Source organism: Nonomuraea antimicrobica, from assembly GCF_039536965.1.
Taxonomy (GTDB): Bacteria; Actinomycetota; Actinomycetes; order Streptosporangiales; family Streptosporangiaceae; genus Nonomuraea; species Nonomuraea antimicrobica.
Genome location: NZ_BAAAZP010000075.1, coordinates 65,500 through 91,760 on the forward strand (window position 1 = coordinate 65,500; position 26,261 = coordinate 91,760).

Here is a 26,261-nt window from a genome sequence, read left to right on the forward strand (position 1 = left end):
CGACCGGCGCCGTCGGCCGGTGGTCAGCCCGCGCCGCAGGAGACCGTCGGCCAGGTGTGGTTGCCGTTGTGCTGGATCGTCACGCCCCAGTTGTCGCCGTTGCCGTTGGGCCGGGCGGTCAGCACCTGGGCGCTGGGGTAGGCGGCGCTGATGTTCCAGGTGGACAGGATCTTCGCCGGGGACGGCACGTTCATCGTCACGGTCCAGTTGCTGGAGCCGCTGACCGAGACGTTGAGGTTGTACCGGTCGCTCCACTGCTGGCCGGCGGAGAGCGTGGCGGTGCACCCGCCGCCACCGCCGCCACCACCGTCGCCACCGCCGCCGGGGGAGCCGCCCACGGTGATGTTCGAGCTGCCGCTGCTCTGGTATCCCTCGGTCGCGAGGATCATGTAGTCATGGCCGCCGAGGCTCATGCCGTAGCGGGCCCAGGCGTCGAAGTGGTTGCCCGAGGTGATGGTCCCGCCGGTCCTCTTCTGCTGCCGGACGCTCCAGTACTGGTTGAACGTCCTGGTGCCCTCGATGGAGGGGGCGTTGTAGCGCGTCGTCTGGTAGACGTCGTACGTGCCGCCGTCGCTGGTGACGGTGCCCTTGTAGGTCCCGGTGGGCCGGTAGGTGCCCCAGTTGTCGACGATGTAGTACTCGACGAGCGGGTTCCTCGTCCACCCGTAGAGCGTCAGGTACGCGTTGCCCGACGGGTTGAAGCTGCCCGAATAGCTCACCGTCCTGCGTCCGCCGGGGTTCCAGCCCTTCCCGGCGACGAAGTTGCCGGTGTTGCGCCACGAGGTGCTGTAGTTGCCGCCGGAGCCGAGCTCCATGGAGACCGAGCCCGGGCTGTCGGTCCAGAACGAGTAGAAGTACCCGTTGTTCGTGCCGGTCTGGTTGGAGGTGACGGGGGCGGCGTGGGCGATGCCGGGCGGCGTCGCCAGGGCCACGACCAGGGCCGCGGCGACGACGCAGACACGGCCGAGCAGCGTCCTGGCGTGGTTGCGGGGGCGGGCGGGGGCGTCGTTCATGTGCGTGCCTCCTTCTCGTGAAGGCTGGCGGGATCCGAAATTATCGGTGTAATTGCGAAAGTATCGGATCGCCTCGACGGGTTGTCAATGATCGGGGAAATGTCTTTGAAATCCGGCAGGTGAGGCTCGCGGAGGGGATGAACGTTTCTCGGTGGTGCTGGCAGGTTCCGGCGGGTGAGGCTCCATGTCGGGCGGGTGATGTTAGGTGTAGCCGCCCCGTTGTTGCCGAAATATTTCTGACTGTCGTTGACACGTTTCGGCGGCGTCTCCACAATGACCGCAGGTGAAGCCGTCCTCCAGCGATCAAGGGATTAGCATGATCGATCGGAAGCGCCGTACCGCACTCACCGCCGCCGTCCTGGGCGGGACTCTCGCCGTCTGTCTCGCCGTCACCGCCACCGCCACCGCCACCTCGGCCGTGGCCGCCGGGCGCCGCGCCGCCGCCTGCGGCGGCTACGTCGGGCTGACGTTCGACGACGGGCCCAATCCCGGCAACACCGCCAACCTGCTCAACGCGCTGACCTCGAACGGCCTGCGGGCCACGATGTTCAACACCGGTCAGAACGCCCAGAACAACCAGGCCCTGGTCCGGGCGCAGCGGGACGCGGGCATGTGGATCGGCAACCATAGCTGGTCGCACCCGCGCCTGACCCAGCTCGGCAGCGCGCAGATGGCCTCGGAACTGCAGCGCACCCAGCAGGTCGTCCAGCAGGCCACGGGGGTCGCGCCCCGGCTGTTCCGTCCGCCGTACGGGGAGACCAATGCCACCCTGAGGTCGGTGGCGCAGCAGCTCGGCCTCACGGAGGTGCTCTGGGACGTCGACTCCCGGGACTGGAACGGGGCGAGCGCCGCCCAGATCGTCCAGGCGGCCGGTCGGCTGCAGAACGGCCAGGTCATCCTCATGCACGACCAGTACGCCACGACACTGGCCGCCATCCCGCAGATCGCCGCGAACCTGCGCGCCCGCAACCTGTGCGCAGGGATGATCTCCACCGTCACCGGCAGGGCCGTCGCGCCCGGCGGCGCAGGCCCGGCGAGGGCGACGTGATGACGACGCGGCCGGACGGCAGCGGCAACACCTTCGGCTTCACCGTCCGGCACGGCGGCAACCGGACCTGGCCGTCGGTCGCCTGCCGTACGGCCTGACCGGCGCCGTACGCGCTACTCCCGCCAGGGCGAGCCGAGGATCGTGTCGACGAAGTTGCCGCGGCGGAAGCCGGGCACGTACCGCTCCAGGACGTCGGCCTTGACGTTGCCGAACGTGGTCTCCGGCTTGGGCGCTATGCCCTCGGTGAACGCCGCCAGGATCGCCTCCTTGAAACCCGGCCGCGGGTGCAGGGCGGTGATCTCGTCCCGCTGGGCGTCGGTGAGGTCGTCGTAGCCGATGCCGAGCACGTCGTACTCGACGCCCGCCGTGACCAGGGCGATCTCCGGCTCCATGAACTCCGGGATGCCCGGGGTGGTGTGCAGGGCGATGGCCGTCCAGACCCGCCGGATGCTGTCCTCGGGCACGCCTCGCGCCCGCAGGAAACGGCGGGCCTCGTTCGCGCCGTCCACCTCGAAGCGCTTGCCGCTGTCGCGGTGCTCCGCGTTCAGGCCCAGGTCGTGGAACATGGCGCCGATGTAGAGCAGTTCGGGGTCGAAGCTCAGGCCGCGCGTACGGCCCTGCAAGGTGCCGAAGAAGTAGACACGGCGCGAATGGTGGTAGATCAGGTCACTCGTGTTGTCGCGGACGAACGCCGTGGCCTCCTTGGCCAGTTCGGTGTCCGGCACGGTCTCGTCGATCGCCATGCGGTGTCCCCTCGGTCGGCGCTCCCCCCGTGACCTGCGGATACCCGGGAGGACAACGCGCGAACGCAGGGGTGCCTCGGGGAGGTGCCGCGGCCCGCACGCGATGTGGACAGCGTGCGGGCCGGGGGTCGTGGGTCCTCAGCAGGTGAGGTTGCCTCCGGGGGTCACCCCGAGGATCCCGGTGAAGCGCTGGTAGGCGTTGACCCGGCTCTGCACCTGGGCGGGGTTGCCGCCGTTGCACTCCAGGCTGCCGTTGATGCTGCGGATGGTCTCGCCGAAGCCGCGGCCGTTGACCATCGCGTTGTGGGCCGTCATGGTGCCGGGGCCGTTCTGGGTCATCCAGTACCACAGGGCGGTCTTCCAGGCCACGGCCGCGTCCTGCTGCACCAGCCACGGGTTGGTCAGCAGCGGCAGGCCGAGCGCGTCCCCGGCCGCCTTGTAGTTGAAGTTCCAGCTCAACTGGATGGGGCCGCGGCCGTAGTAGGCGGCCTGTCCGGCCGGGCATCCGTACGACTGGCTCGCGTCGCAGTAGTGCGGGTAGTTGGCGGTGTTCTGCTCGACGATGTGGACGAGCCCGCCGGTCTCGTGGTTGACGTTCGCCAGGAAGGCGGCGGCCTCCTGCTTCCTGACCGTGTCGCTGCCGGTCTTGGCGAAGGCGGGGTAGGCGCTCATCGCCGCGGTCAGGCCGCTGTAGGTGTAGAAGGAGTTCCGGCTCGGGAACATCTGGTTGAACTGGGCCTCGCTGACCACGAAGCCGGACGGGTCAGGCGGGTCGGTGGGGCCGCCCGAGCAGGTGTACGGGTCCCAGTACCAGTGGCTGATCACCGGGTCGTAGCCGGGGTTCTCGTGGACGGCGATGTAGTGGTTGCCGTCGGTGTAGCGGACGATGCTGCCCACGGCGTACCACTGCCCGGCCACCCAGTTCGGGTAGGAGCACGCCGTGCCCCCGCCGCTGCCGCCGGTGCAGGTTCCCTGGTCGGCCCAGACGTCGGCGCCGCCAGGGGTCTCGTTCTGGGTCCACCACTTGGCGGACCAGTTGCGCCCGTTGTGCGACACGACCGCGCCGCCGGTGTAGACGGAGGAAGCGCTCCAGGCGGTGGCGCAGGCGGCGGCGTTCGCCGTGGACGGCAGAAGCACCGCGAGCACCCCGGTGGCCAGTAACAACGCGGCCAGCGGGGCCAGGAATCTTCGCACGTGATCACTCCCTCGAAGCCTGGAATACATAAGAAAGTTTCCTAAGGATTAACGGATGAGCTGCCGCCGCGCAAGGCCCAAAGTCAGAGTTCCGCACCGCGCCGATCGACGGGGTGGAATCGCTCGCGCACGGGGGTCCAGAAAAAATCTTGAAAAGAATCCGCGGGCGCGTGTCGAAATCCCGCCGCCTCGTTCGCGGTGTCCCCGGAGGGCCGGATGGACCGGCCCCGCAGAAGCGAGGCAGACGACCATGACCCAGCAGCTCAGCCCGCCCGCCCCCGCCCGCCCCGGCTCCTTGCGGCGCCTGCTGCTCGGCTGCGGCGTCGCGGCCGGCCCTCTGTACGTGACCGTCGCGCTGGTCCAGGCGCTCACCCGGGAGGGCTTCGACCTGACCCGCCACGCCTGGAGCCTGCTGGCCAACGGCGAGCCGGGCTGGATCCAGACCGCCAACTTCGCCGTCACCGGCCTGGCCACCGTCGCCGCGGCCGTGGGCCTGCGCCGCGCCCTGATGCCCGGACGCGGGGCCCGCTGGGCGCCGATCCTCGTCGGCGCGTTCGGCGTCAGTATGATCGGCGCCGCCCTCTTCCCCGCCGACCCCGCGATGGGCTTCCCCGCGGGTACGCCGGAAGGCCCCGGCGTCGTCACGCTGTCGGGCATCCTGCACCTGGCCGTCGGCGGTGTCGGGTTCCTGTGTCTGTCCGCGGCGTGCTACATCATCGGCTCCCGGTACGCCCGCCACGGCGACAACGGCTGGGCCTGGTACTCGCGCGTCACCGGCACGCTCTTCCTGGGGTCGTTCGCCGGGATCGCCTCCGGCGCCGGCGGCGCCGCCGGCACCCTGGTGTTCGTCGCCGGGATCGTGGCGGTCTGGTGCTGGCTGTCGCTGCTGTCGCTGAGCCTGGCGCGCCACCCCGCCTGACCTCGTCCTATCCTGACGAGTCCATCCTGGAAACCACCCCTGAAGAGCCCCGCGGCGATAGTGGAAGGCAGCACACGAATGCGTTATCTGGTCACACTCAAAGTCATCGCCCAGCCCGACGGGCCGCCCCCGTCCGACCTCATGGAAGCCATCTTCAAGCTCGGCCAGGAGGCCACCGAGGCCGGGAGCATGCTCGACAACAGCGGCCTGGCCCCCAGCTCGGAGGGGGCGCGGATCGAGGTGAGCGGCGGCCGGCTGACCGTCAGCGACGGCCCGTTCGCCGAGGCCAAGGAGATGATCAGCTATGCGCTGTACGAGGTCAGGACGAAGGAGGAGGCCGTGGAATGGGCCGCCCGCTTCATGAAGCTGCACCGTGACCTGTGGCCAGGCTGGGAGGGCGAGGCGGACGTCCTGCGCCTGTTCACCCCCGAGGACTTCGCCCCGCCGGCGTGACCGCGCCCGGCCACGGGGTCGGCCGCGCACGCGCGGTCGGCCCCGTGGCCGGATGGTGTATCCAGGACGCATGACGGCAGCCGAATCGCACCGGGTGGTGGAGGCGGTGTGGCGGATCGAGTCCGCCCGCGTCGTCGCCGCCCTGGCCCGGATGGTCAAAGACCTCGCCCTGGCGGAAGAGCTGGCCCAGGACGCGCTGGTGGCCGCCCTCGAAGAGTGGCCGCGCAAGGGCGTACCGGACAATCCGGGTGCCTGGCTGACTCTCACCGCCAAGCACCGCGCGATCGACCAGTTCCGCCGCCGCGACACCTACCAGCGCAAGCTGCAGGAGGTGGGCCGCGACCTGGAGCTCCGCCAGGAGTCGGCGGAAGCCGAGCTGGACGACGCCCTCGACGACCACATCGGCGACGACCTGCTCCGCCTGATCTTCACGGCGTGCCATCCCGAACTGCCCGCCGAAGGGCGGCTCGCGCTCACCCTCCGGCTGCTCGGCGGCCTGTCCACGGCCGAGATCGCCCGCGCGTTCCTCGTCCCCGAGCCCACCGTCGGCCAGCGCATCTCCCGCGCCAAGCGCACGCTGGCCGACAGGAGGATCCCGATCGAGCTGCCACCGCCCGCCGAGCTGCCGGGGCGGCTGGCGTCCGTCCTGGAGGTCATTTACCTGATCTTCAACGAGGGGTACGCGGCGACCGCGGGCCAGGACTGGATCCGCCCGTCGCTGTGCCAGGAGGCCATGCGCCTGGGCCGTGTCCTGGCCGGGCTCATGCCCGCCGAGCCCGAGGTGCACGGCCTGCTCGCCCTCATGGAGATCCAGGCCGCGCGCATCCCGGCCAGGACCGCCCGTGACGGCTCGCCCATCCTGCTCCTCGACCAGGATCGCAGCCGCTGGGACCGGCTGCTCGTCCGCCGCGGCCTGGCCGCGCTGCGCCGGGCCGAGGAGCTGGGCACGCTGGGGCCGTACGGGCTGCAGGCCGCCATCGCCGCCTGCCACGCCCGCGCGCTCACGGCGCAGGCCACCGACTGGGAACGCATCGCGGCCCTCTACCGGCTGCTGGCCCACCTGACGCCCTCGCCCGTCGTCGAGTTGAACAGGGCGGTCGCGGTCGGCATGGCCTACGGCCCGGAACGCGGGCTGGAGATCGCCGACGCGCTCATCGGCGAACGCGCCCTGCGCGGCTACGCCCATCTGCCCGCCGTCCGCGGTGACCTGCTGGCCAAGCTCGGCCGGGCGGGGGAGGCGGCGGCCGAGTTCCGGCGCGCGGCCGAGCTGACCGGCAACGAACGCGAGAGCGCCCTGTTCCTGCGCCGCGCCGCCGCTCTCTCGGCGTGACGGCCGGGCGCCGGTCACGGGTGGCTCGGGCGGCGATGTGCCCGTGCGAGGAGACGCAGGGGGCTTGGGGAGGGCGCGGCGGGGGAATGGCATGACCTGGCCGACGCGACAGGAGGCTGCATCGTGGACACCGCCATGTCGGTGGTCGAGGCCGGGCGCATGTTCGCCGCGCCCGCCGCGTACACCGACGAGACCCGCCTGCACGAGGGGCTCGCGCGGTTGCGCCGCGAGTCGCCCGTCCACCGGGTGGAGGTTCCCGGGTACACCCCGTTCTGGGCGCTCACCCGGCACGCCGACGTCCTCGCCGTCGAGCGCGACCACGACCTGTGGCTCAGCGCCCCACGCCCCAGGCTGAGAACGGCCGACCTCGACGCCGCGATGGAGGCCCGCGGGGCGCGCGGCGCCGGGTTCAGGACCATCGTCCACATGGACGGTCCCGAGCACCGCGCGCTGCGCGCGGTCGCGGCCGACTGGTTCCGCCCCAGGGCCATGCGGGCCATGGAGGCCCGGGTGCGCGAGCTGGCCCGCCGCCACGTCGACCGGATGGCCGAGCACGACGGCGCCTGCGACTTCGCCCGCCAGGTCGCCGCGCACTACCCCCTCTACGTCATCCTCAGCCTCCTCGGCCTGCCCGAGTCGGACTTCCCGCGCATGCTGCGCCTCACCCAGGAGCTGTTCGGGCAGCACGACGAGGACACCGGGCGCGGCGGGAGCCCTCAGGGCCACACCTCCGTACTGGAGGACCTCTTCGCCTACTTCCACGACCTGACGGCCCGGCGCAGGGCCAGGCCGACCGGCGACCTCGCCTCGGCGATCGCCAACGCCCGCGTCGACGGCCGGCTCCTGGACGACGAACTGGCCATCTCCTACTACGTCCTCATCGCCACGGCCGGGCACGACACCACCAGCTCCACCATCGCGGGCGGCCTGGAGGCGCTCATCCGGCACCCGGCCGAGCTGCGGCGGCTGCGGGACGACCCCGCCCTGCTGCCCCTGGCCGTCGAGGAGATGATCCGGTGGGTGAGCCCGGTGAAGGAGTTCATGCGCACCGCCTCGGCCGACGCGCTGGTCGGCGGTGTGCGCATCGGGAAGGGGGAGTCGGTGCTGCTGTCGTACCCGTCGGCGAACCGGGACGAGGACGTCTTCGCCGACCCGTCCCGCTTCGACGCCGGCCGCGACCCGAACCGGCACCTGGGCTTCGGCGCCGGCGTGCACCACTGCCTGGGCGCGGTGCTCGCCCGTACGGAGATCCGCGCGCTCTTCGCCGAACTCGTTCCCCGGCTGTCGAGCGTCGGCCTCGACGGTGAGCCCGCGTGGACCGCCACGACGTTCGTGGGCGGGCTCAAGCGCCTGCCCGTCCGCTACACCTTGGACGGGCGTTCCTGATCCGGGGCCCGGCCACCACGGGCGGTCGACCGCGGCGCGTCAGACCGTCTTGATCGCCCCGCCGTCCATGACGTAGTCGGCGCCGTTGACGCTGCCCGCGTGCGGTGACGCCAGCCACGTCACCAGGGCGGCGACCTCCTCCGCCGTCACGAGCCGGCCGGTGGTCATGCCGGTGCTCGACGGCAGGCCCGCGAGGAGCTGCTCGTGCTCCAGGCCGAGCGAGGAGGCCAGCGCGGCGCCGTACCCGTCGGGGGACTCCCACAGCGAGGTACGCGTCGCGCCGGGCGAGATCGTGTTCACCCGCACCCCCTGCGGCCCGAACTCCTCGGCGAGCGCCTTGCCGAACGCGGTCAGCGCCGCCTTGGCCGTCGTGTACGTCACCGGCCCCGCGTGCGGCATGCGTGCGCCGTTGGACGAGACGTTGACCACGGTGCCCCGGCTTCGCAGCAGGCTCGGCAGGGCGGCCCGGGTGGCGCGCACGGCGCTGAGGAAGTTCAGGTCGTAGTCGCGCACCCAGTGCTCGTCGGCGAAGCCGAGGAAGCCGCCGACGTGGTCGTCGCCGACGTCGCCGCCGCCCACGTTGTTGACCAGCAGGTCGATCTCGCCCAGCTCGGCCAGCGCCCGCCCGATCAGCTCGGCGGGACCGCCGGACGTGGACAGGTCGGCCGTCAGCGCCGTCGCGCCGGTCTCCTTCAGCGCGGGTGTGATCGTCCGGGCGGCGGCCACGACCCGCATGCCCTCGCCCGCCAGCGCCTGGGTGATGGCCAGCCCGATGCCCCTGCTGGCGCCGGTCACCACGGCGGTCTTCCCGGTCAGCCTCATGTCCATGGAATGATCCTTTCCCCTCGAAGCGCATCTTGGATGATGCTGAAACCATAGAAGATGCAACAACAATGATGCAACTGCTGGCTGAGCGGAGACGATGGCGTACCATCTGCGGAGTGAGTGAGACGACGCGCGCCCTGAGATCCGATGCCGAGCGGACGGTGCGGACGATCCTGGAGGCGGCCGAGCGGGTGCTCAGCAAGAACCCGGCGGCGAGCATGGAGCAGATCGCCGAGGCCGCCGGGGTCGCGCGCACCACCGTCCATCGCCGCTTCGCCTCGCGCGACGCGCTCGTGGCCGCGCTGGCGTCCTGGGCCACCCGCCGGTTCGCCGAGGCCGTCGACGCCGCCCACCCCGAGTCCACGCCGCCGCTCGTCGCCCTCTACCAGATCACCGCCAACGTGCTGCGGGTCAAGATCGACTTCGGGTACGCCATGGGCCAGGCGATGGCCGCCGCCGAGACGGCCGGGGTCCACGCCGACGTGATGGAGCGCTGCGAGCGGCTCTTCGCGAGGGCCAAGGAGGCGGGGGCGCTGCGCGCGGACGTCGACCCCGGCTGGGCCAGGCGGGTCTACTACGCGCTGATCCACGACGCGGCGCAGGTCCGCGACGGCGACCCCGACGCCCTGGCGGCCCGCCTGGTGGACACCCTGCTGCGCGGCGTCGGCACCGGTCAGGGTCTGGGCTGAGCCCCGACGAGCGAACGGGAGACGCGGTCACTCCCGGCCGCCCGGCAGGGCCCGGCGGGCCCGGCCGCCCGCCAGGGGCCGGTGCGCCGGCCTACGTCGCGGGCCTGGGCACGGGTCGGCACCGGGAGAACGAGGGATGGTCGGCGTCCGCGACGGGCTCGCCCGGCGGCACGACCTGCACACGCGCGGAGGCGATGTCGAAGTACAGCCCCACCAGCTTCAGCCGCCCGGCCCTGACCTGCTCGTCGACCTTGCCGTACGTTCGCAGGTTCTCGAGCTGCTGCCGGACGTTGAGCCGGCAGAGGGCGTCGAGGGCGCCGTCGTCGCGTGCCCCGTCGAGCCTGGACAGGCTGGCGCCGCCGTGGCGCAGCCAGCGCCGCAACTGGGGCAGCTCCGCCGTGGTCGCCGGATCCCGGAGCAGCGCGGCCATCGCGCCGCAGGAGGAGTGTCCGCACACCGTGATGGTGTGCACGTTCAGTACGCGGGTGGCGTACTCGATGGCGGCGGCCACGGAGTCGTCGCCCGGGTCCGAGCCCGCGCGCGGCACCAGGTTGCCGATGTTGCGCACCGTGAACAGGTCACCCGGGCCGCTGGAGGTGATCAGGCTGGGCATGATGCGGGAGTCGGCGCACGTGATGAACAGGTGAGAGGGCTCCTGCCCGGCGGCCAGCTCGGTGAAGATGGCCCGTACGAGCGGCGCCGTACGCCGGTGGAACTCGTCGGCGCCCAGGATGAGCTGGCATTCGACGGCCGTGTCAGGGCGGCGGTGGGTCCAGGGCAGCCACCAGCGTCCGGCGGGCTTGGGCGGGCTCTTGGCCGGGAACATGCGCGTGCCGCTGGCGGCCATCGCGTACCACTCGTCGTGCAGTTCGTCGATGGTGACGGTGCCGCCCAGGCGTTCGTGGTCGAGCCGCCAGGAGTGGATGGCCTCGAAGGCGGCGTTGTCCATGAAGTCGATGTTCAGGTCGAGGTCCACGGCGGTGCTCGCCGGGATCGCCCGCAGCTCCTGGGTCAGCTGGGGCACGCCGAGGAACGTGAGCGAGCCCGAGACCGTCGCGCGCACGCGACCGTTCCCTTCCTCGCGCTTGTCGACCGTCACCCGCGTCAGCCGCCGCAACGCCAGCAGCGCGGCCAGCGCCAGCCCGGCCAGGACGCCCTCGGCCAGCCCCACCAGGATGACGCCCCCCAGGGTCACCAGGTAGACGGGCACCTCGTTGTGGCCGTGCACCTTCCTGACGTGGCCCAGGCTGATCGTCCTGAGGCCGATGAAGACCAGCAGGGCCGCCAGCGCCTCCATCGGGATCAGCTTGATCGTCCAGCCCAGGCAGAGCGCGAACAGCAGGACCCAGACGCCGTGCAGGATGGCCGACCAGTGGCTGCGGGCTCCCGCCCGGACATTGGTGGTGCTGCGGACGATCACCCCGGCCACCGGGAGCCCGCCCAGGACGCCGCTGACCATGTTCGCCACGCCCTGCCCGGACAGCTCGCGGTCGAGGTCGGAACGCCGGCCGGTGTGCGTGCCGTCGGTGGCCACGCAGCACAGCAGCGACTCGGCCCCGGCCAGCAGCGCCACCAGCAGCACCGCGCCGACGACGTTGTGCCAGTCGTCAGGCGGCAGCTGCGGCGGCGCCCACCCGGTGATCGCGCCGGACAGGTCGATGCGGGTGACGCTCCAGTTGAACATCCAGGCCGTCCCTGCGGCCACGAGCAGCGCCGCCAGCGGCGCGGGGACCGCCCGGACGGGCTTGGGCAGCCGGTCCCAGACCAGCAGCACTGTGACGGTGAGCACGCCCACCATGACCTTATGGCCGTGCATGTCGATGATCTGACCGGGCAACTGCGTCAGGTTCGCCCAGGCCGAGTGCTGAGGGCTGCCGCCCAGCACGACGTGGAGCTGGGCGAGCGCGATGATGATGCCGACGCCCGCGAGCATGCCGTGCACGACGGCGGGCGAGACGGCCAGCGCGGCCCTGGCCGCCTTGAACGCGCCGAGCAGCACCTGCACCGCGCCGGCCAGCACGGTGATCAGGCAGGTGGCCTGCCAGCCGTAGGCGTGCACCAGACCGGCGATCACCAGGGTCAGGCTCGCGGTCGGCCCGCTCACCTGAACGGACGAGCCGCCCAGCGCGCCCGCGACGATGCCGCCCACCGCGGCGGCGACGAGCCCGGCCACCAGCGGCGCTCCCGAGGCCAGCGCGACGCCCAGCGACAGGGGCACCGCGACCAGGAAAACCACCAGTGAGGCGGGTAGATCGTACCTGAGAGTACACATAAGGCGACTCTCCGTAGTTGTCTCCATGCGGCACACCTTAGTGCCCCAGGGAAACCGCCCTCCGGCGTCAGAAGGCCCGTCCGGTACGGGCGCCCGCCGCGACCCGTGGGTGAGCCGGGCCGCGGCGAGGGGTCATCGCAGGTCGGGAGGGTGACCGGCCGGTCAGCTCCGCTGGGTGCGGGCGAGCAGGGCGGCGAAGCCGTCGAGATGGCGGGCGAGGCTGTACGCGAACAGCCCGTCCAGGTCGGACGCCGTGCCCTCGGGGATCGTGGCCAGCAGCGGGAACCGCCCGTCGGCGAGGAGGTCGTCGGCCCGTTGCCGCCGCGCCAGCCACCATCGGTCGAGCGGCACCCCGGTCTCCTGCTCCGCCTCGACCTCGGCCGCCATCGACAGGGCCATCGCCACCACCAGCGTGTGCATGGTCAGGGCCTCTTGGAGACGGGTCTCCATGGGCAGGCCGAGCCCGTCGAGCGCGCGCAGGGTCCACTCGGTGTGGGCCATCATGTTGGGCACGAGTAGCGGGCGGGTCAGGGAAACGGCCCTGGGCAGCCACAGGTGCCGCCGGCACAGCTCCCACTGGCGGCGGGCGATCCATTCGAGCTTGGCTCGCCAGCCGTCCGGGCCGGGCGTGGGCAGCTCCACCTCGCCGAAGGCCGCGTCGGTCATCTGGGTGACCAGCTCGTCCTTGTTGGCCACGTGCCGGTACAACGACATCGGGCCGACGCCCAGCTCGGCCGCGAGCCGCCGCATGGACACCGCGTCGAGCCCTTCGACGTCGGCGATCGCCATGGCCGCGCGCGGCACCTGCTCCCGGCTCAGCGCCTGCCTGGGCGGCTCGGTCGTCCGGCGCTCCGGCGCGGGCCGCGGAGCGCCGGAGCGGGTGCCGACCGCCGTCCCAGTGCCGACCGCCGTCCCCGGCTCGACTGCCGCCCCTGGCTCGACCGCCGCTCCTGAGCCGACCACTGTTCCCGAGCCGACCTTCGCCTCGACCAGCCCTTCGTCCCGCAGGGCCGCCATCACCTTGGTCGCGGTCGCGACCGCGACGCCCCATCGCTGGGCGATCTGCCGGACGGAGTACATGCGCTCGCCGGGACGCAGCTCGCCGGTCAGGATCCGGGCCCTGATCTCCGCGACGATCCGCAGGTAGGGCGGATCGGGCCGCCGCGCCGATGACGACATGAAACTCTCCTCTGATGTACTAGTTCACTGAGTATCGTACTAGTGCACTTTAGCAGGGCAAGTGACGTTTTCAGCGCCCATTCTCGGTGTCGTGTCAATACGCTGTACGCAGGACAGCCAATACACCGTACGCACTGCGGTGCACCGATAAGGGAGACGAAACCCGATGACCACGAAACATGACCCCGGCCACGACGACCGGCGCGCGCCGACCCTGGTGTTCGTGCACGGCACCAACTCCTCGTCGTACTCGTGGACGGACCTGATCGGCGAACTCACGCTGCGCGGACACCGGAGCGTCGCCGTCGACCTGCCGGGACACGGCGCCGAAGCGTTCTTCCCGCAGGCGTACCAGGCGCCGCAGGACCTCGGGGCACTGGCCGTCGAGCCGTCGGCACTGGCCGGTTACACCCTCGACGACTACACCAAGCGCGTCGTGGACGTGGTGCGCCGCGCCAGTGACCACGGCCCCGTGATCCTGGTCGGCGCCAGCCAGGGCGGCCTCACGGTGAGCAGGGTCGGCAACGCCGTCCCCGAACTGCTCGACCGGGTCGTGTACGTCTCGGCGTACTGCTGCGTGGACCTGCCCAACCTGACCGCCTACCTCGCCACCGAGGAGAACCGCGACAGCCTGGTCAGCCTGGTGACCGGGGCGGCGGTCGGCGACCCGACCGCCCTGGGCGTGATCCGGGTCAACTGGCGCTCGGCCGACCCGGCCGTGATCGGCGGCATCCGGGAGTGCCTGGCCGGCGGCTTCACCGACGAGGAGATGACGCGGCTGCTCAACCTACTCGAACCGGACGAGCCCATCGCCGTCCCCCTGGCCGAGGCCCGGGGCGAGGCGCACACCTGGGGCCGGATCCCGCGGACGTACGTGCGCTTCACGCTCGACCGGCTGATCCCTCCGGCGCTGCAGGACCGGTTCATCAGCGAGGCCGACCGCCTGACGCCGGACAACCCGACCGACGTGCGCAGCGTCGCCGCGCCCCACGTCGGGCCCTTCGGCCGCCCCGAGCTGGTGGAGATCTTCAGCGAGCTGGCCGGTCGCTGAGCCGCCGCCGCGCGGCTACGCCGGTGGCCTGCCCTTCCGTTCCGCCGCAAGGCCCTCCAGGGGCGGGAGGTAGGGGCGGAAGTGGTCGGCGACGAGGTCCGCGACGGCGTCGGCGTCGCGGGACCCGTCCACCTCGATCACCCGGACGCCGAGGCGGCGCGCGGAACGGACGGCGTCGTCGGCGACGAGGCGGTCCCGTTCGAGCCGGTTGCGCTGGGCCCTGACCGGGTCGCTCACCTCGTGATCGAACGTGGCGGCCCGGGGCAGAGAACGCACCTGCCACGCGCGGAACGCCTCGGTGGGCACCATGACGACCATCCGCCGGGGCGATCCGGCGATCGGCGCCACGAACTCGGGACGCAGCCCCCAGCCCTCGGCCAGGACAGGGCGTCCGGAGACCAGGGCGCGCAGGTCGTCCAGGGCCCATTCGAACCGCACCGGGAACCCGGCCAGCGTCTGCGCGGCCATCTCCGCCGGAGTGGTGTGCACCCAGACGTCCTCCAGGTCGGGATCGGCGGGTGACTGGCCGAGCGCCAGGCGGCGGGCGATCCGGCGGTCGTTGTGGGCGCGGATGTCGTGGTAGTCGTAGTGGTAGGCGGTCAGCCCGTACCGGGCGGCCAGCAGCCGGGCCACGGTGCTCTTGCCCGCCCACTGGCCGCCGCCGATCCACAGGGCCCGGCCGAGCGTGCCGAAGGGGTCCCACACCTGGCTGTCGTCGTGAGGGCTGGTCAAGCGTCGTCTCCTCGCGGGCGTCTCGGGGCTCCTGCCAGGTGATCACATCGCGGACCCGCACGACAAGACCACCCCTTCGGCCCGGGCCGGCCCGGCCCGGCGCGGGAAGCGGGACGGCGTCAACGGAGCGTCAGGATTCCCGGGTCACGCGTGGAAATTGTGTAGCTTTTGCGAGATATGTCCGGATGTGGGGTTAGCGTCTGCCCTGGATGGCCTTCTCGGGAGGGAAGCACATGTCAGAGCCCACGATGCCCACGGCGCCCACGATGCCCACCGCGCCCACGATGTCCACGGCGCCCACGACGCGCACGGTCGTTCGTGACGACGACCAGACCCGCGAGGCGAACGGCGGGCCGGGCGTCCTCCGGCGGGACCCCGCCGGGTCCCGCACCCCGTTCGCCGCGGAGCCCTGGTCGGCCACCACCCGCTTCCAACCGGTCGCCAGCACCGGCGGGGTTCCCCTGATGGACATCGCCGAACGGCACGGCACCCCCGTGTACGTGGTGGACGAGACCGACGTGCGCGCCCGCTGCCGCGCCTTCCGCACGGCGCTGCCGGACGCCGACATCGTCTACGCGGCCAAGGCGTTCCTGTGCCGCGCCATGGCCACCTGGATCCGCCAGGAGGGCCTCGGCCTCGACGTCTGCTCCGGCGGCGAACTGGCCATCGCCCGCTCCGTCGGCTTCCCCGCCGAACGGATCGTCTTCCACGGCAACGCCAAGACCCCGCGCGAACTGCTCGACGCGGTCGAGTACGGAGTCGGCCGCATCGTGGTCGACAACCTCGCCGAGATCCCCCGGCTGGCGGGCCTGGTCCCGCCGGGGCGGCGGCAGAAGGTGCTGCTGCGGGTCGTCCCGGACATCGAGGCGGGCGCGCACGCGTCGATCCGCACCGGCGGGGAGGGGCAGAAGTTCGGCCTGTCCATCGCCACGGGGGACGCCGCCGCGGCCGTCGTCCGGGTCCTTCGGCAACCCGAGCTGCACCTGGTGGGCCTGCACTGCCACCTCGGCTCCCAGATCCTCGCCGCCGAGCCGTACGAGCGGGCGGTACGGGTCATGGTGGAGCAGCTCGCCCGGATCCGGGACACGTACGGGATCGTGCTGCCCGAGCTCGACCTGGGCGGCGGCCAGGGCATCGCCTACCTCCCCGACGGCCACGGCCTCACCCCGGACGAGTTCGCGGTGACCGTGGCGAAGGCGGTGCGGGAGCGGTGCGCGGCGCTGGACCTGCCGGAGCCACGGCTGACGGTCGAGCCCGGCCGGTCGATCAGCGGCCCCGCCGGGCTCACGCTGTACCGGGTCATCGCGGTCAAGCGCACCCTCTCCCGTACGCTCGTCGCGGTCGACGGCGGGATGAGCGACAACCCGCGCCCCTCCCTGTACGGCGCCCGCTACACCGCCCGCCTGATCGGCCGCCGGTCCGCCATGCCCGTCCGCCCGACGACGCTGGTGGGTCACCACTGCGAGGCGGGCGACGTGATCGCCGAAGGCGCGCCGCTGCCCGCCGACATCCGGGCGGGCGACGTCATCGCGGTGCCCGCCACCGGCGCCTATCACCACTCGATGGCCTCCACCTACAACCTCACCGGCCGCCCGCCGGTCGTCGCGGTCGCCGACGGGGCGGCCCGGGTGGTGGTCCGCCGCGAGGAGATCGACGACCTGCTCCGCAGGGACGTGGGGCTGTAACCTCGGCCGGGGTGTCAGCGCAGGCGGGCCAGCCAGCGGCCGTGCGCGCTCCAGTGCTCGGACTCGGTGAACCCGCAGGCCAGCGCCACCCGTTCGAGGTCGCTCGCCGAGACCGTCGCCCAGGCGAACCATTCCCCGGTGAGCGGCCCCCTGCGCAGCCGGAGCCGGTCGACCCGGCTCCGGGTCCCTGGCGGCGCGACCTCGGCCAGGATCGTCCCGCCCGGCCGCAGCAGTTGCCTGACCCTGTGCAGCAGCACCTCGGGATTGCCGCCGATGCCGATGTTGCCGTCGGCGAGCAGGGCCGTCGCCCACCGGCCGCTGCCGGGGACGTCCTCGAAGACGTCCCGGAGCAGGGCGAATCCCCCGGCGCGGCGGGTCAGGGCGACGGCGCGCGGAGTGACGTCGATGCCCAGCGTACGGACTCCGCGCCGGGTCAGCGCCGCCGTGAGCCGTCCGGGGCCGGAGCCGATGTCCAGCGTGGGGCTGGTGCAGCGGCTCAGGAGCTCCTCGTCGCCGTCGATCGGCTCGAACCAGCGGGCGGTCTCCAGCGTGACCCGCGCGCCGTGCACGTACTCCAGCTCGGCGGCCTCGCCCGCGAGGGCGTCGGCGTACAGTTTCCCGATCATCGGCCCAGCTCCCGCAGCGCGGCGGCGAAGCAGGAGGCGGGCGCCTGGGCGGCCACGGTGCGGGCGTCGGCCGCGGTGTCGACGTCGGTCAGCTCGGGCAGGTGGTGAACGGCCAGCCCGGTGCGTTCGAGCCGGTCGAGCTGGAGCTTGCCGGTCTCCGGATGCGACATGGGCACCCCCAGCAGTAGCCCGGGGTCCGGCCGCCGCAGGCCGAGCAGCCAGAAACCGCCGTCGGCGGCCGGGCCGTACACCGCGTCGTGCCGCTCCAACGCCTTCCCCGCCTCGCCCAGCAGGGCCGGGGTGACCTGCGGGGTGTCCATGCCGATCAGTACGACGGGGTCCGGCCGCAGCCGGTGCGCGTCGGTGAAGGCCGCCGCGAGGCGCTCGTCCAGGCCCGCGCCGCGCTGCGGGATGACCACGAAACCCGCGGGCAGCCAGCGGCCCGGCAACCCGTCCAGGGCGAGCACCCGCTGGGTGGCCGGGGTCGCGGCGACGGCGCGTACGGTGTCGCGCAGCGCGGCCTCGGCCAGGGCGGCGGCCTCGGCCGGGGCGTACGGCGGGGTCAGCCGGGTCTTGACCCGGCCCGGTACCGGTTCCTTGGCGATGATCACGATCTGCGGCGCGGGGCCGGATGAATGCTGGCTCAGCGTGCTCAGTCCTTACGAGATGCGGGCGGCTGGTCGACCCGGCGGGCGGGATTCGGGTGCGCGGTGGCGCCGTCGTACGGCCCAGCCGATCAGCACGGCCAGCGCGGCGGCGGCGTAGAAGGGGGTTCCTGGGCCGGCGGGGGCGGACGGGCCCGCGATGTAGGCGACCGCGCCCGCCAGGGCCACGCCGAGCCACTCCCACCGTCCGTCCATGGCGGCCAGCGCGACGACCAGGAGCGCGTACCAGGAGTAGCCGGGGGTGAACAGCAGCAGGAGCGAGCCGCTGACCAGCAGCGCACCCCGCCAGGGCCGGTCGGGGTCGCCGTGCCGCAGGACGAGGAGCACGACCAGGCCGAGCAGCGCGATCGCGGCGTAGGGCGCCCACGAGTCCGGCACGAGCAGCCGCAGCACCGCGTACCGGTTGCCGCCGCCGGGCCCGTCATAGCGCTCCTCCTTCACGTAGCCCGGCAGGTATCCCAGCACCGAGGTCCCGGAGGCCAGCACGTACGGCAGGTACGACACCGCCACCACGAGCGCGGCGGGCAGCACGGTGCCGAGCACACGACGCCAGGCCACCCCGCCGGACAGCACTCCGGACAGGGCACCGGGGAGCGCCGTCGCGGGCAGCAGCTTGGCCGCCACCGCCGCGCCGAGCAGCCCTCCGCGCACCGCATGACCGGCCGGACCCGGAGCGGCCCGGGTCCGGGCAGCCTGGGCCTCGGCGGCTCGGGCGAAAGCGGCTCGGGCGAAGGCGGCTCGGGCGAAGGCGGCTCGGGCGAAGGCGGCTCGGGCGTAGACGGCGCGCGCGGCGGGGCCGAAGGCCAGCACCACCAGCAGGACGCCGAGCATGTCGACGTGCGCGTTGTTCACCGCCTCGACCGGCACCGCGGGACACCACGCCCAGTACGCCGCCCGCCGCGCCCCCGCCGTCCGCCACAGCGCCACCAGCGCCAGCACGGCCAGCACCCAGCCGCCGACCTGGAGGGCCTTGTGCCGCGCACCCTCCGGCGACAGCCAGTGGACCAGCAGGAAGTACCCCTGGGCGACCGGCGGGTAGATCGTGGGCTCGGCGGGACGGTTGATCCGCGTGCAGCCCCCGCCGGGCAGCGCCGCCAGGCCGGGGGCGTCGCAACGGGGCGGGAAGAGCCAGTCGTCGCGCAACGGCACGAGCGCCGCGCCGGACGGCGGATGGTCGTAGGGGGAGATGCCCGCGGCCTGCACCCGGCCGTCCCACGCGTACCGGTAGGAGTCGGTGCTGCTGCTCGGCGGGGCCGTCAGCCCGGTCGCGGCCAGCGCGATCCCCCCGGCGAGGACGAGCGGGCCGAGCCGTCGTTCGCCCACCCGCCGGGCCAGCCAGAGCGCCGCCGCGAACAGCGTCCATGCCAGCAGGTACCAGTGCAGGCCGGGCGGCCCGGCGGCGATCCTCAGCAGGACGGCGGCCAGGGCGGCGAGGGCTGCGCCGACGGCTAGCGGGCTTCGGCTCACAGGCGGCAGCCTGGCATCTCGCGGGCCGGTTCGAGGCGGCGACAGTCGCTCCCGTTCGTCCTCTGTAAGAACCCTTACGAACCCCTAACGTGCTCTCGGTCATGGGCTGACGCCGGGCTACCGTCGGCGGCGTGAGAGTGATGGTCACCGGCTCGGCCGGTTTCATCGGCGGCCACGTGGTGGAGGCCCTGACCGCGGCCGGTCACGACGTCGTCGGCCTGGACCTGCGCGACGGCCTGGACGTCCGCGACGCGGGCACGCTGGACACGCTGCTCCCGGGCGTCGACGTCGTCGTGCACCATGCGGCCAAGGTGGGCCTCGGCGTGGACGTCTCCGACCTGCCCGCCTACGCCTCGGCCAACGTGTACGGCACGGCCGTCCTGCTGGCCGCCATGGCCAGGCACGCGATCGGGCGGCTGGTGCTGGCGTCCTCGATGGTGGTCTACGGCGAGGGAAGGTACGAGTGCGCCGCGCACGGCCCCGTCAGGCCGGGCCCCCGGGCCGTCCACGACCTGGAGCGCGGCCGGTTCGACCCGTCCTGCCCGCGCTGCGGCGAGCCGGTGCGCTGCGCGGTGATCGGCGAGGACGCGCCGCCCGATCCGCGCAACGCGTACGCCACCACCAAGCTGGCGCAGGAGCACCTGGCCGCCAACTGGGCCAGGGAGACCGGCGCGAGCGCCGCCGCCTTGAGGTACCACAACGTCTACGGCCCGCGCATGCCCCGCGACACCCCCTACGCCGGGGTGGCGGCGATCTTCCGCTCCGAGCTGGCGGCGGGCCGCGCGCCGAGGGTGTTCGAGGACGGCCACCAGCTCCGTGACTTCGTCCACGTGCGCGACGTGGCCAGGGCGAACCTCGCCGCCGTGGCCGCGCCCGCCCGGCCGGGCGAGCTGCGCGCCTGGAACATCGCCTCCGGCGCCCCGCACACCGTGGGCGAGCTGGCCCGCGCGCTGGCCGCCGGACGGGGCGGGCCTGCCCCGCGGGTGACCGGGGACTACCGGCTGGGCGACGTCCGCCACATCGTCGCCTCGCCCGAGCGGGCCGGGGCCGAGCTGGGCTTCCGCGCCGAGATCGGCTTCGAGGCGGGGATGAGGGAGTTCGCCCGGTCATGACGATCGACGTGATCCTGCCCTGCCTGAACGAGGAGGCCGCGCTCGGCTGGGTGCTCGGGCGCATGCCGGACGGCTACCGGCCCGTCGTGGTCGACAACGGCTCCACCGACCGTTCCGCGCGGATCGCCCGCGCCTGCGGGGCGAAGGTGGTGCACGAGCCGAGGCGCGGGTTCGGGGCCGCCTGCCACGCCGGGCTGCTGGCCTCCTCGGCCGAGCTGGTCTGCTTCATGGACGCCGACGCCTCGCTCGACCCGATCCAGTTGCCCCGGGTGAGCGCCGCCGTACTCGGCGGGCGGGCCGACCTCGTACTCGGGCGACGCGTGCCGCGCACCCCCGGGGCCTGGCCCGCGCACGCCCGGCTCGGCAACGCCGTGCTCGCCGGGAGCCTGCGCCGCCGTACGGGTGCGCCGCTGCACGACCTGGGCCCCATGCGGGCGGCCAGGCGCTCGGCCCTGCTGGGCCTCGGGCTGACCGACCGCCGCTTCGGCTACCCGCTGGAGATGGTGCTGCGCGCGGCGGCGTCCGGCTGGCGGATCGACGAGGTGAGGGTGGACTACCTGGCCCGCAAGGGGCGCTCCAAGGTGACCGGCACCGTACGCGGGACGCTGCGCGCCGTCGCCGACATGCGGCGCGTCATGGCAGACCACCGCCGCCCGAGTGACTGCCCCGAGTGACTGCCCAGAGTGACCGCCCAGAGTGACCGCCTCGGCGGCGTGCCGTCGGGTGCTCCGGCTGGGCCGGACCCGAGCACCTCGCCGAGGCGGCACGCGGCAGGGGACGTCCGCGCGGCGCTGGGCCCCGGTCATGGCGTGTACTCGTAGGCTCCGGCCTCGATGCCCGTGGTGCCGACGGCCGCGCCGTCCAGGTCCATCTCGTTGTACCTGGTGACGCCCAGCCCGATCGCCGGGCTGCCGCTCAGCAGGCGCAGCGGCCTGGCCGGGTCGAACCGTGGGTCCTGGTGCACGTTGGCGGTGCCGGCCGCCATCTGGTAGAGGCCGCCGTAGAAGACGTTGTGGTCGACGGCGGTGAAGGTCGGGTCGGCGTAGGCGGTCTTGAGCGCGGCGACCACGACGTTCTGGGTGAGCGTGAGGTGCTGGTTGGTGCAGCTCGCGTCGCAGACGACGCCCTCGGCCTCGGGGTGGGGCAGGTTCATGGAGTTGTTGCGGAACAGGGTGCCGAAGACGGGGCCGTTCACCTCCAGCCGTCCGTCGTCGTGCACCGGGCCGCGGGTGACGAGGCCGGAACGGGTGCGGGAGCCGTAGATCGCGTTGTACTCGAAGACGTTGCCCGAGGTGCCGTCGGGGTCGTTCGAGGTGCCGTCGGGGTTCCTGCTGGTGCCCAGTTCGGTGAAGGTGTCGTTGTCGATGGCGATGTTGTGGTGGACGCGGTTGCGGGAGCCGAGGAAGATCTCCACGGCCGCGCCGTCGTACCCGTAGTCGTGGCTGAACGCGACCGAGCCGGTGATGGTGTTCCAGGCGATGTTGGAGTCGTCGCCCTGCACCAGGATGGCGAACGCGCCCGAGTCGTCGTTCGGGTGCACCTCGACGGGGGTGAGGGTGCTCATGTGGTTGTTGTCGACGAAGTCGTTGGCCGTGACCGCGGTGTAGCGGGCGCCGGGCTCGATGTAGACGCCGGCGGCGGCGCCGGTGATGAGGTTCTTCTCGATGACGTTGTCGCTGCCGGTGACCTTGATCCCGGCCCAGGAGCAGCGGCCCTGGTCGCGGTTGACGCCGATCTGCAGGTTGTAGACCTCGATGTGGTGGCCGGCGAGGGTCATGCACGCCTCGTCGTCACCCATGATCACGGGGGCCGCGCCGGTGCCGTACGCGTCCACGACGATGGGCGCGGCGGCGGTGCCCGAGCGGGTCACGGACAGGGTGCCCGACCAACTGCCGCCGCGGGCCAGCAGCAGCTTGGAGCCGGGTTCGAGGGCGGCGGCCGAGGCCTTGGCGAGGGTCTTCCACGCCGTGGCGGCGGTGGTGCCGGCCGCGGAGTCGCTGCCGTTGACGCTGTCGAGGTAGTAGACGGGCGCGGCCGCGGCGTACGCCGTGCCTGTCACGGGGCTCGCGGATAAGAGCGCCGCCGCGGCGGTGGCGGCGGCGCACGCCGCGGACTTCCAGCTTGCCAATGGAGTTCCAGCCTCCCTGTTCGCAAGATCATTTGGGTCGCGGCTGACACGGTAGTCCAAGATCGGGGGAATTGCGATACTTGTCCACATATGTCCGGACAAGCGGTCGTACCTGCCTCCGGCGACCCCCGGACGTCCTGTGCTCTCCGGGCGGCACGGTCGCCGGAAAAGCGGTTGCCACGGCTCGTACTGTCTTGTTCCGTGACAGACATCGACGACCTGCTCTCGGCCTATGACCAGCAGCTACGGGGAGCGCCGCCCCACCCGCCCACCGGCGTCACCTACGAGCGGGACGGCCCGCTGCTGCGGATCGTCGGCCAGTTCCGCGGCTTCGTGAGCGCACCGCGCGACGTCGGGCTGCGCGGCGCCGACCTCGACCGGCTGATCACCCGCCAGCGCGACTACTTCGCCGCGCGGGGTGAGGCGGTCGAGTGGAAGACCCGCGGCCACGACCTGCCGGCCGACCTGCCCGAGCGCCTGCGCGCCGCGGGGTTCACCCCGGAGGAGCGGGAGACCGTCCTCCTCGGCCGCGCCGAGGAGATGACCGCGGCCCCGGCCCTCCCGGACGGTGTCGCCCTGCGGCAGGTGAGCGCCGACGCCGACCTGCGTCGCATCGCCGCCATGGAGTCGATCGTCTGGGGACAGGACTGGAGCTGGCTCGGCGACGACCTGATCGCCCGAGTCTCGGCGGCCCCCGACGAGATCGCCGTCCTGGTCGCAGAAGCCGGCGAGGAGGTGGTCTCGGCGGCCTGGCTGGTGTTCCGGGAGGGTGCCGGGATCGCCAGTCTGTGGGGCGGCTCGACGCTGCCCGGCTGGCGCGGCCGGGGCGTCTACCGCGCGCTGGTCGCCGCCCGCGCCGCGCTCGCCGTCGCCCGCGGCGTCACGTACCTGCACGTGGACGCGTCCGACGACAGCGCACCGATCCTGCGGCGGCTGGGCTTCCACGCCGTGACCACCACCACGCCCTACGTGTGGTCACCACCACGGCCGTGACCCGTGCGGAGGTCCCGCCATGAGCCTGTCACCGAGCCGGTGGCGGTTCGGCGACCTGCTCATGGCGGGGTCCTGCGGCGTCAGCCGCCGTTGATCACGAAGCCCGATCCAGGCTCCCTGACGATGTCGCCGGTGGCCGAGTTCGTGATGGTGACGCCGGTCAGCGTCGCGCTGCCGCGCGCGCCGCCGTGGGCCAGGATGCCCGCGCCGTTGTTGGACCTGTCGATGCGGACGTTGGTGATGGCGACGTTCGGCATGTTGCCGCCGCCCGACTTGAACTGGATGCCGTCGTACGTCGAGTCGGAGATCTCGGTGTCGCGGATCGTCACGCCGGGGATGTCCCGGCTCTGCGCGAACAGCGTGATGGCGCCGAACTCCTGCGCCTCACCCCAGAAGACGCCGCCACAGCGGTGCAGGGCGTTGTTCGCGATCAGCGTCTGCCCGGAGAAGGGCAGCGGGTCGTGGTCGGTGGCCAGCATGATGCCGGGGTAGTTCATGGTGTCGTAGATCAGGTTGTTCTCGATCCTGTTGCCGTAGCCGCCGTAGACGGCGATGCCGTTCGCCCGCCACGGGAGCTGGATGGTGTTGTTGACGAACGCGTTGTCGTGGGCGATGTCCACCGCCTGGTCCTTGACGTACCGGTTGGCCCAGACGGCCAGCGAGTCGTCACCCGTCGTGCGGAAGGTCGAGTTGAACACGCGCGAGTTGCGGGTGCCGTTGGTGAAGTTGATGCCGTCGGCGTAGGTGTTGCGGATGCGCATGCCGCTGAACTGCAGCCCGTCGGCCGGCCCCCACAGGTCGGGGATGTTGTCGTAGTCGCGGCCGACCCAGACCCCGACGTTGGCGTGCTCGATCCAGACGTTGGTGATCTTCGTGTTCTGGCCGAACCGGCCGTTCAGCCCGACGCCGCCCTCGGCGCCGCCCGGGCCGCCGCGGATCCGTCCTGAGCCGAAGATGGCCACGTCGGAGATCTGCACGTTGCTGTCGATGTCGAAGCCGAAGTTGCCCTCGTGCGGGTGGTTGATGCCGCCCGTCGCCAGGTGCGGCTCGGTCAGCGTGTAGAACTGCGAGTGCCACATGCCCGCGCCGCGGATCGTGACGTTGCTGATGCCGACCTGGTTGTACTGGCCGCGGTTCAGCGGGTCGTCGGTGAGGATCTTCTTCTCCTGGCGCCACTGGCCCGGCGGGATCCACACGCAGTCGATGACGCCGTTCTGGTCGTCCGTGACCGCCCGCTGGATGGCGGAGGTGTCGTCGTTGCCGTCGTTGGGCACGGCCCCGTAGTCGGCGATCGAGGTGCACTCGGCCGGTTTGGCGGCCGGCGGCGCCACCTGCTCCAGGTCGATCAGGTCGATGATGTAGAAGGCGGCGTTGTCACCGGCGTCGCGCTGCAGCCTGAACTTGGTGCCCGCCGGATACGAGCGCGACAGCAGCGCGTTCGACTCGTCGAACAGTCTCCGGGCGTCGGCCTGCGGCGTGTTGGTCAGCCCCTCAGGGGAGTCGGTGTTGCCGTACAGCCAGCTATGACGGGAGGAGAGGGTGAGCTTCTGGACGAACGCGCCGTCGGCGTACAGGCTGATCGTGGCCTCGATGCCGCCGCCGCCCGGCGCGTCCGGGATCGAGTTGCGCACCACGATCGAGTTGGCCTGGACGGTCGAGGTGAACTCGACGTACTGGCCGGTACTGTTCAGCCTGACCGACTTCCGGCCCGAGGACTCGGTGGCGAAGTTGGTGTGCCCGAAGGTGCGCAGCGGGTCGGTCTCCAGCAGCGTGCCCTGGTAGGCGGCCGACTCGGCCTCGTACTCGACGTACGGCACCGAGGCGCCGCGGCCGACCGCGATCGTCTGCGACAGCGTGTTGTTGGTCTCGTCGGTCTCGGTCACGGCGCCGGTCGCGTCGGCGGTGGCCGTGGCGGTGGCGCCGCCCGCGGTGGCGGTCCAGCCGCCGCTGACGGCCACGTTCACCGTCGCGCCCGCGGCGATCGCCGCCGTCTGGGTGTCGAGTCTGGTGCCGCCGACGTCCACCCGGGTGACCGTGGTGGCGCCGGTCGAGGTGGTGCCGCGGTTCTTCACGGCCACGGTGAACGTGACGCGGGCGCCGACGGCGGGGTTCGGCGGGGTCGCGGTGAGGCCGAGGACCTCCAGGTCGGGGCCGGGCGTCTCGGCGACCACCAGGGACGTGGGCGCGGTGAAGGAGTTGTTGCCCTCGTTCTGCTCGATGACCTTGTTGTCCTCGTCGACCCTGGCCGAGACCTGGTACGTCCCGGCCCGCCTGGTCCCGATGTCGGCCGACACGGTGGCGGTGGCGCCGGCGGCCAGCGCGCCCACGTTGGCGGTGCCGGCCTTGGTGGTGCCCGCGTAGAAGTTGACCGAGGTCGCGGTGGAGGCCGTGCTGCCCGCGTTCCTGACCGTACCGGTCAGCGTGATCGCGGTCGCCGCGGTCGGCGAGGCGGGCGCCCAGGTGAGGTTCGTGACGGTCAGGTCGGGGTTGGGGGCGGGGGTGCCGAAGATCTGGAACTCGGCGACCTGTCCGCCCGGTGCGCCGGAGTTGGCGGTGAACTGGAGGCGGACGTCGGCGACGCGGCCGGTGACGGGGATGGTGACGGTGTTGCCGGTGGCGGGGTCGAAGGTGTGGGTGGCCTGGGCGGCGAGGGTGGTGTAGGCGGTGGCGCTCTGTTCGCGGCCGAGGACCTGGATGGTCTGGGTGCGGCGGCCCCAGACGGGGTCGGGGTTGAGTTTGACGGTGATGGAG

The 26,261-nt window shown here is 72.5% G+C and carries 23 protein-coding genes; 11 read left to right on the forward strand and 12 right to left on the reverse strand.

Annotated elements, in window-relative coordinates; translation table 11 throughout:
- Window positions 1–23: 23 nt before the first annotated feature.
- Window positions 24–1,013 carry a glycoside hydrolase family 11 protein gene (locus ABD844_RS19845; RefSeq protein ID WP_344879561.1) on the reverse strand — a complete coding sequence of 330 codons (990 nt, stop codon included), beginning with the start codon at window positions 1,011–1,013 and terminating at the stop codon, window positions 24–26.
- 316 nt (window positions 1,014–1,329) lie between these two features.
- Here ABD844_RS19845 and ABD844_RS19850 point away from each other — a divergent pair, with 316 nt between their 5' ends.
- On the forward strand, window positions 1,330–2,061 hold the full coding sequence (locus tag ABD844_RS19850) for a polysaccharide deacetylase family protein (RefSeq protein WP_344879564.1): 732 nt from the start codon (window positions 1,330–1,332) through the stop codon (window positions 2,059–2,061).
- Window positions 2,062–2,174: 113 nt separating this feature from the next.
- Here the strand turns inward: ABD844_RS19850 and ABD844_RS19855 are convergent, their stop codons facing one another.
- Both ABD844_RS19855 and ABD844_RS19860 read right to left on the reverse strand, forming a co-directional pair.
- Complete coding sequence (locus ABD844_RS19855; RefSeq protein WP_344879567.1) at window positions 2,175–2,804, reverse strand: HD domain-containing protein; 630 nt, start codon at window positions 2,802–2,804, stop codon at window positions 2,175–2,177.
- A 138-nt stretch (window positions 2,805–2,942) separates the two neighbouring features.
- Window positions 2,943–3,998 carry a glycoside hydrolase family 19 protein gene (locus tag ABD844_RS19860; RefSeq protein ID WP_344879570.1) on the reverse strand — a complete coding sequence of 352 codons (1,056 nt, stop codon included), beginning with the start codon at window positions 3,996–3,998 and terminating at the stop codon, window positions 2,943–2,945.
- Between the two features lie 250 nt (window positions 3,999–4,248).
- Between ABD844_RS19860 and ABD844_RS19865 the strand changes: the two genes are divergently transcribed.
- From ABD844_RS19865 to ABD844_RS19880, 4 genes are all read left to right on the forward strand, one after another.
- A complete protein-coding gene (locus ABD844_RS19865) occupies window positions 4,249–4,917 on the forward strand; it encodes a DUF998 domain-containing protein (RefSeq protein WP_344879573.1) in 669 nt (222 codons plus the stop codon).
- 78 nt (window positions 4,918–4,995) lie between these two features.
- Window positions 4,996–5,370 (forward strand): YciI family protein, encoded by a 375-nt coding sequence (locus ABD844_RS19870; RefSeq protein WP_344879576.1) that lies wholly within the window; start codon window positions 4,996–4,998, stop codon window positions 5,368–5,370.
- 70 nt (window positions 5,371–5,440) lie between these two features.
- Window positions 5,441–6,700, forward strand: coding sequence for an RNA polymerase sigma factor (locus ABD844_RS19875; protein ID WP_344879579.1), 1,260 nt, complete (start codon window positions 5,441–5,443; stop codon window positions 6,698–6,700).
- A gap of 123 nt (window positions 6,701–6,823) precedes the next feature.
- The gene (locus ABD844_RS19880; RefSeq protein ID WP_344879582.1) at window positions 6,824–8,086 is read left to right on the forward strand and encodes a cytochrome P450; all 1,263 of its coding nucleotides are present in this window, start codon (window positions 6,824–6,826) and stop codon (window positions 8,084–8,086) included.
- A gap of 39 nt (window positions 8,087–8,125) precedes the next feature.
- Here ABD844_RS19880 and ABD844_RS19885 read toward each other — a convergent pair whose 3' ends face one another.
- Entirely contained in the window at window positions 8,126–8,914 is a 789-nt protein-coding gene (locus tag ABD844_RS19885; protein ID WP_344879585.1) for an SDR family oxidoreductase, read from the reverse strand.
- A gap of 113 nt (window positions 8,915–9,027) precedes the next feature.
- Here ABD844_RS19885 and ABD844_RS19890 point away from each other — a divergent pair, with 113 nt between their 5' ends.
- On the forward strand, window positions 9,028–9,600 hold the full coding sequence (locus tag ABD844_RS19890; RefSeq protein WP_344879588.1) for a TetR/AcrR family transcriptional regulator: 573 nt from the start codon (window positions 9,028–9,030) through the stop codon (window positions 9,598–9,600).
- A gap of 91 nt (window positions 9,601–9,691) precedes the next feature.
- Here ABD844_RS19890 and ABD844_RS19895 read toward each other — a convergent pair whose 3' ends face one another.
- Together ABD844_RS19895 and ABD844_RS19900 are read right to left on the reverse strand one after the other, a co-directional pair.
- On the reverse strand, window positions 9,692–11,899 hold the full coding sequence (locus ABD844_RS19895; RefSeq protein ID WP_344879591.1) for a bifunctional SulP family inorganic anion transporter/carbonic anhydrase: 2,208 nt from the start codon (window positions 11,897–11,899) through the stop codon (window positions 9,692–9,694).
- 135 nt (window positions 11,900–12,034) lie between these two features.
- Window positions 12,035–13,051, reverse strand: coding sequence for a TetR/AcrR family transcriptional regulator C-terminal domain-containing protein (locus ABD844_RS19900; RefSeq protein ID WP_344879594.1), 1,017 nt, complete (start codon window positions 13,049–13,051; stop codon window positions 12,035–12,037).
- 166 nt (window positions 13,052–13,217) lie between these two features.
- Between ABD844_RS19900 and ABD844_RS19905 the strand changes: the two genes are divergently transcribed.
- Window positions 13,218–14,102 (forward strand): alpha/beta fold hydrolase, encoded by an 885-nt coding sequence (locus tag ABD844_RS19905; RefSeq protein ID WP_344879596.1) that lies wholly within the window; start codon window positions 13,218–13,220, stop codon window positions 14,100–14,102.
- Between the two features lie 15 nt (window positions 14,103–14,117).
- Here ABD844_RS19905 and ABD844_RS19910 read toward each other — a convergent pair whose 3' ends face one another.
- Entirely contained in the window at window positions 14,118–14,834 is a 717-nt protein-coding gene (locus ABD844_RS19910; RefSeq protein ID WP_344879600.1) for a nucleoside/nucleotide kinase family protein, read from the reverse strand.
- A 233-nt stretch (window positions 14,835–15,067) separates the two neighbouring features.
- Between ABD844_RS19910 and lysA the strand changes: the two genes are divergently transcribed.
- Complete coding sequence (lysA, locus tag ABD844_RS19915) at window positions 15,068–16,519, forward strand: diaminopimelate decarboxylase (protein WP_344879603.1); 1,452 nt, start codon at window positions 15,068–15,070, stop codon at window positions 16,517–16,519.
- Window positions 16,520–16,533: 14 nt separating this feature from the next.
- Here lysA and ABD844_RS19920 read toward each other — a convergent pair whose 3' ends face one another.
- Genes ABD844_RS19920 through ABD844_RS19930 form a run of 3 tightly spaced genes read right to left on the reverse strand, consistent with a single transcriptional unit; the run spans window position 16,534 to window position 19,277 of the window.
- Window positions 16,534–17,145, reverse strand: coding sequence for a class I SAM-dependent methyltransferase (locus ABD844_RS19920; protein WP_344879606.1), 612 nt, complete (start codon window positions 17,143–17,145; stop codon window positions 16,534–16,536).
- Window positions 17,142–17,756, reverse strand: a complete 615-nt coding sequence (locus ABD844_RS19925) for a TIGR04282 family arsenosugar biosynthesis glycosyltransferase (RefSeq protein WP_344879609.1) — start codon at window positions 17,754–17,756, stop codon at window positions 17,142–17,144. The genes ABD844_RS19920 and ABD844_RS19925 overlap by 4 nt, the downstream gene beginning before the upstream one ends.
- 48 nt (window positions 17,757–17,804) lie before the next feature.
- Entirely contained in the window at window positions 17,805–19,277 is a 1,473-nt protein-coding gene (locus ABD844_RS19930) for a hypothetical protein (protein ID WP_344879612.1), read from the reverse strand.
- 140 nt (window positions 19,278–19,417) lie between these two features.
- Here ABD844_RS19930 and ABD844_RS19935 point away from each other — a divergent pair, with 140 nt between their 5' ends.
- The gene (locus ABD844_RS19935) at window positions 19,418–20,389 is read left to right on the forward strand and encodes an NAD-dependent epimerase/dehydratase family protein (protein WP_425568614.1); all 972 of its coding nucleotides are present in this window, start codon (window positions 19,418–19,420) and stop codon (window positions 20,387–20,389) included.
- Complete coding sequence (locus ABD844_RS19940; protein WP_344879618.1) at window positions 20,386–21,063, forward strand: glycosyltransferase family 2 protein; 678 nt, start codon at window positions 20,386–20,388, stop codon at window positions 21,061–21,063. Before ABD844_RS19935 ends, ABD844_RS19940 begins: the two co-directional genes overlap by 4 nt.
- A 128-nt stretch (window positions 21,064–21,191) precedes the next feature.
- Here the strand turns inward: ABD844_RS19940 and ABD844_RS19945 are convergent, their stop codons facing one another.
- Window positions 21,192–22,517 (reverse strand): right-handed parallel beta-helix repeat-containing protein, encoded by a 1,326-nt coding sequence (locus ABD844_RS19945; RefSeq protein WP_344879621.1) that lies wholly within the window; start codon window positions 22,515–22,517, stop codon window positions 21,192–21,194.
- Window positions 22,518–22,718: 201 nt separating this feature from the next.
- Here ABD844_RS19945 and ABD844_RS19950 point away from each other — a divergent pair, with 201 nt between their 5' ends.
- Entirely contained in the window at window positions 22,719–23,510 is a 792-nt protein-coding gene (locus tag ABD844_RS19950) for a GNAT family N-acetyltransferase (protein WP_344879624.1), read from the forward strand.
- A gap of 80 nt (window positions 23,511–23,590) precedes the next feature.
- On the opposite strand, the gene ABD844_RS19955 is transcribed toward ABD844_RS19950, so the two are convergent.
- Window positions 23,591–26,261: CARDB domain-containing protein (locus ABD844_RS19955; protein WP_344879627.1), on the reverse strand; the 2,671-nt coding region annotated here is incomplete at its 5' end.

Bases quoted from the DNA above. Each gene is read 5' to 3' on its own strand.
- ABD844_RS19900 (WP_344879594.1), bottom strand. From the start codon at position 13,051: ATGTCGTCATCGGCGCGGCGGCCCGATCCGCCCTACCTGCGGATCGTC.
- ABD844_RS19885 (WP_344879585.1), bottom strand. From the start codon at position 8,914: ATGGACATGAGGCTGACCGGGAAGACCGCCGTGGTGACCGGCGCCAGC.
- lysA (WP_344879603.1), top strand. From the start codon at position 15,068: ATGTCAGAGCCCACGATGCCCACGGCGCCCACGATGCCCACCGCGCCC.
- ABD844_RS19940 (WP_344879618.1), top strand. From the start codon at position 20,386: ATGACGATCGACGTGATCCTGCCCTGCCTGAACGAGGAGGCCGCGCTC.
- ABD844_RS19845 (WP_344879561.1), bottom strand. From the start codon at position 1,013: ATGAACGACGCCCCCGCCCGCCCCCGCAACCACGCCAGGACGCTGCTC.
- ABD844_RS19935 (WP_425568614.1), top strand. From the start codon at position 19,418: ATGGTCACCGGCTCGGCCGGTTTCATCGGCGGCCACGTGGTGGAGGCC.
- ABD844_RS19905 (WP_344879596.1), top strand. From the start codon at position 13,218: ATGACCACGAAACATGACCCCGGCCACGACGACCGGCGCGCGCCGACC.
- ABD844_RS19875 (WP_344879579.1), top strand. From the start codon at position 5,441: ATGACGGCAGCCGAATCGCACCGGGTGGTGGAGGCGGTGTGGCGGATC.
- ABD844_RS19920 (WP_344879606.1), bottom strand. From the start codon at position 17,145: ATGATCGGGAAACTGTACGCCGACGCCCTCGCGGGCGAGGCCGCCGAG.
- ABD844_RS19895 (WP_344879591.1), bottom strand. From the start codon at position 11,899: ATGGAGACAACTACGGAGAGTCGCCTTATGTGTACTCTCAGGTACGAT.
- ABD844_RS19855 (WP_344879567.1), bottom strand. From the start codon at position 2,804: ATGGCGATCGACGAGACCGTGCCGGACACCGAACTGGCCAAGGAGGCC.
- ABD844_RS19870 (WP_344879576.1), top strand. From the start codon at position 4,996: ATGCGTTATCTGGTCACACTCAAAGTCATCGCCCAGCCCGACGGGCCG.
- ABD844_RS19865 (WP_344879573.1), top strand. From the start codon at position 4,249: ATGACCCAGCAGCTCAGCCCGCCCGCCCCCGCCCGCCCCGGCTCCTTG.
- ABD844_RS19850 (WP_344879564.1), top strand. From the start codon at position 1,330: ATGATCGATCGGAAGCGCCGTACCGCACTCACCGCCGCCGTCCTGGGC.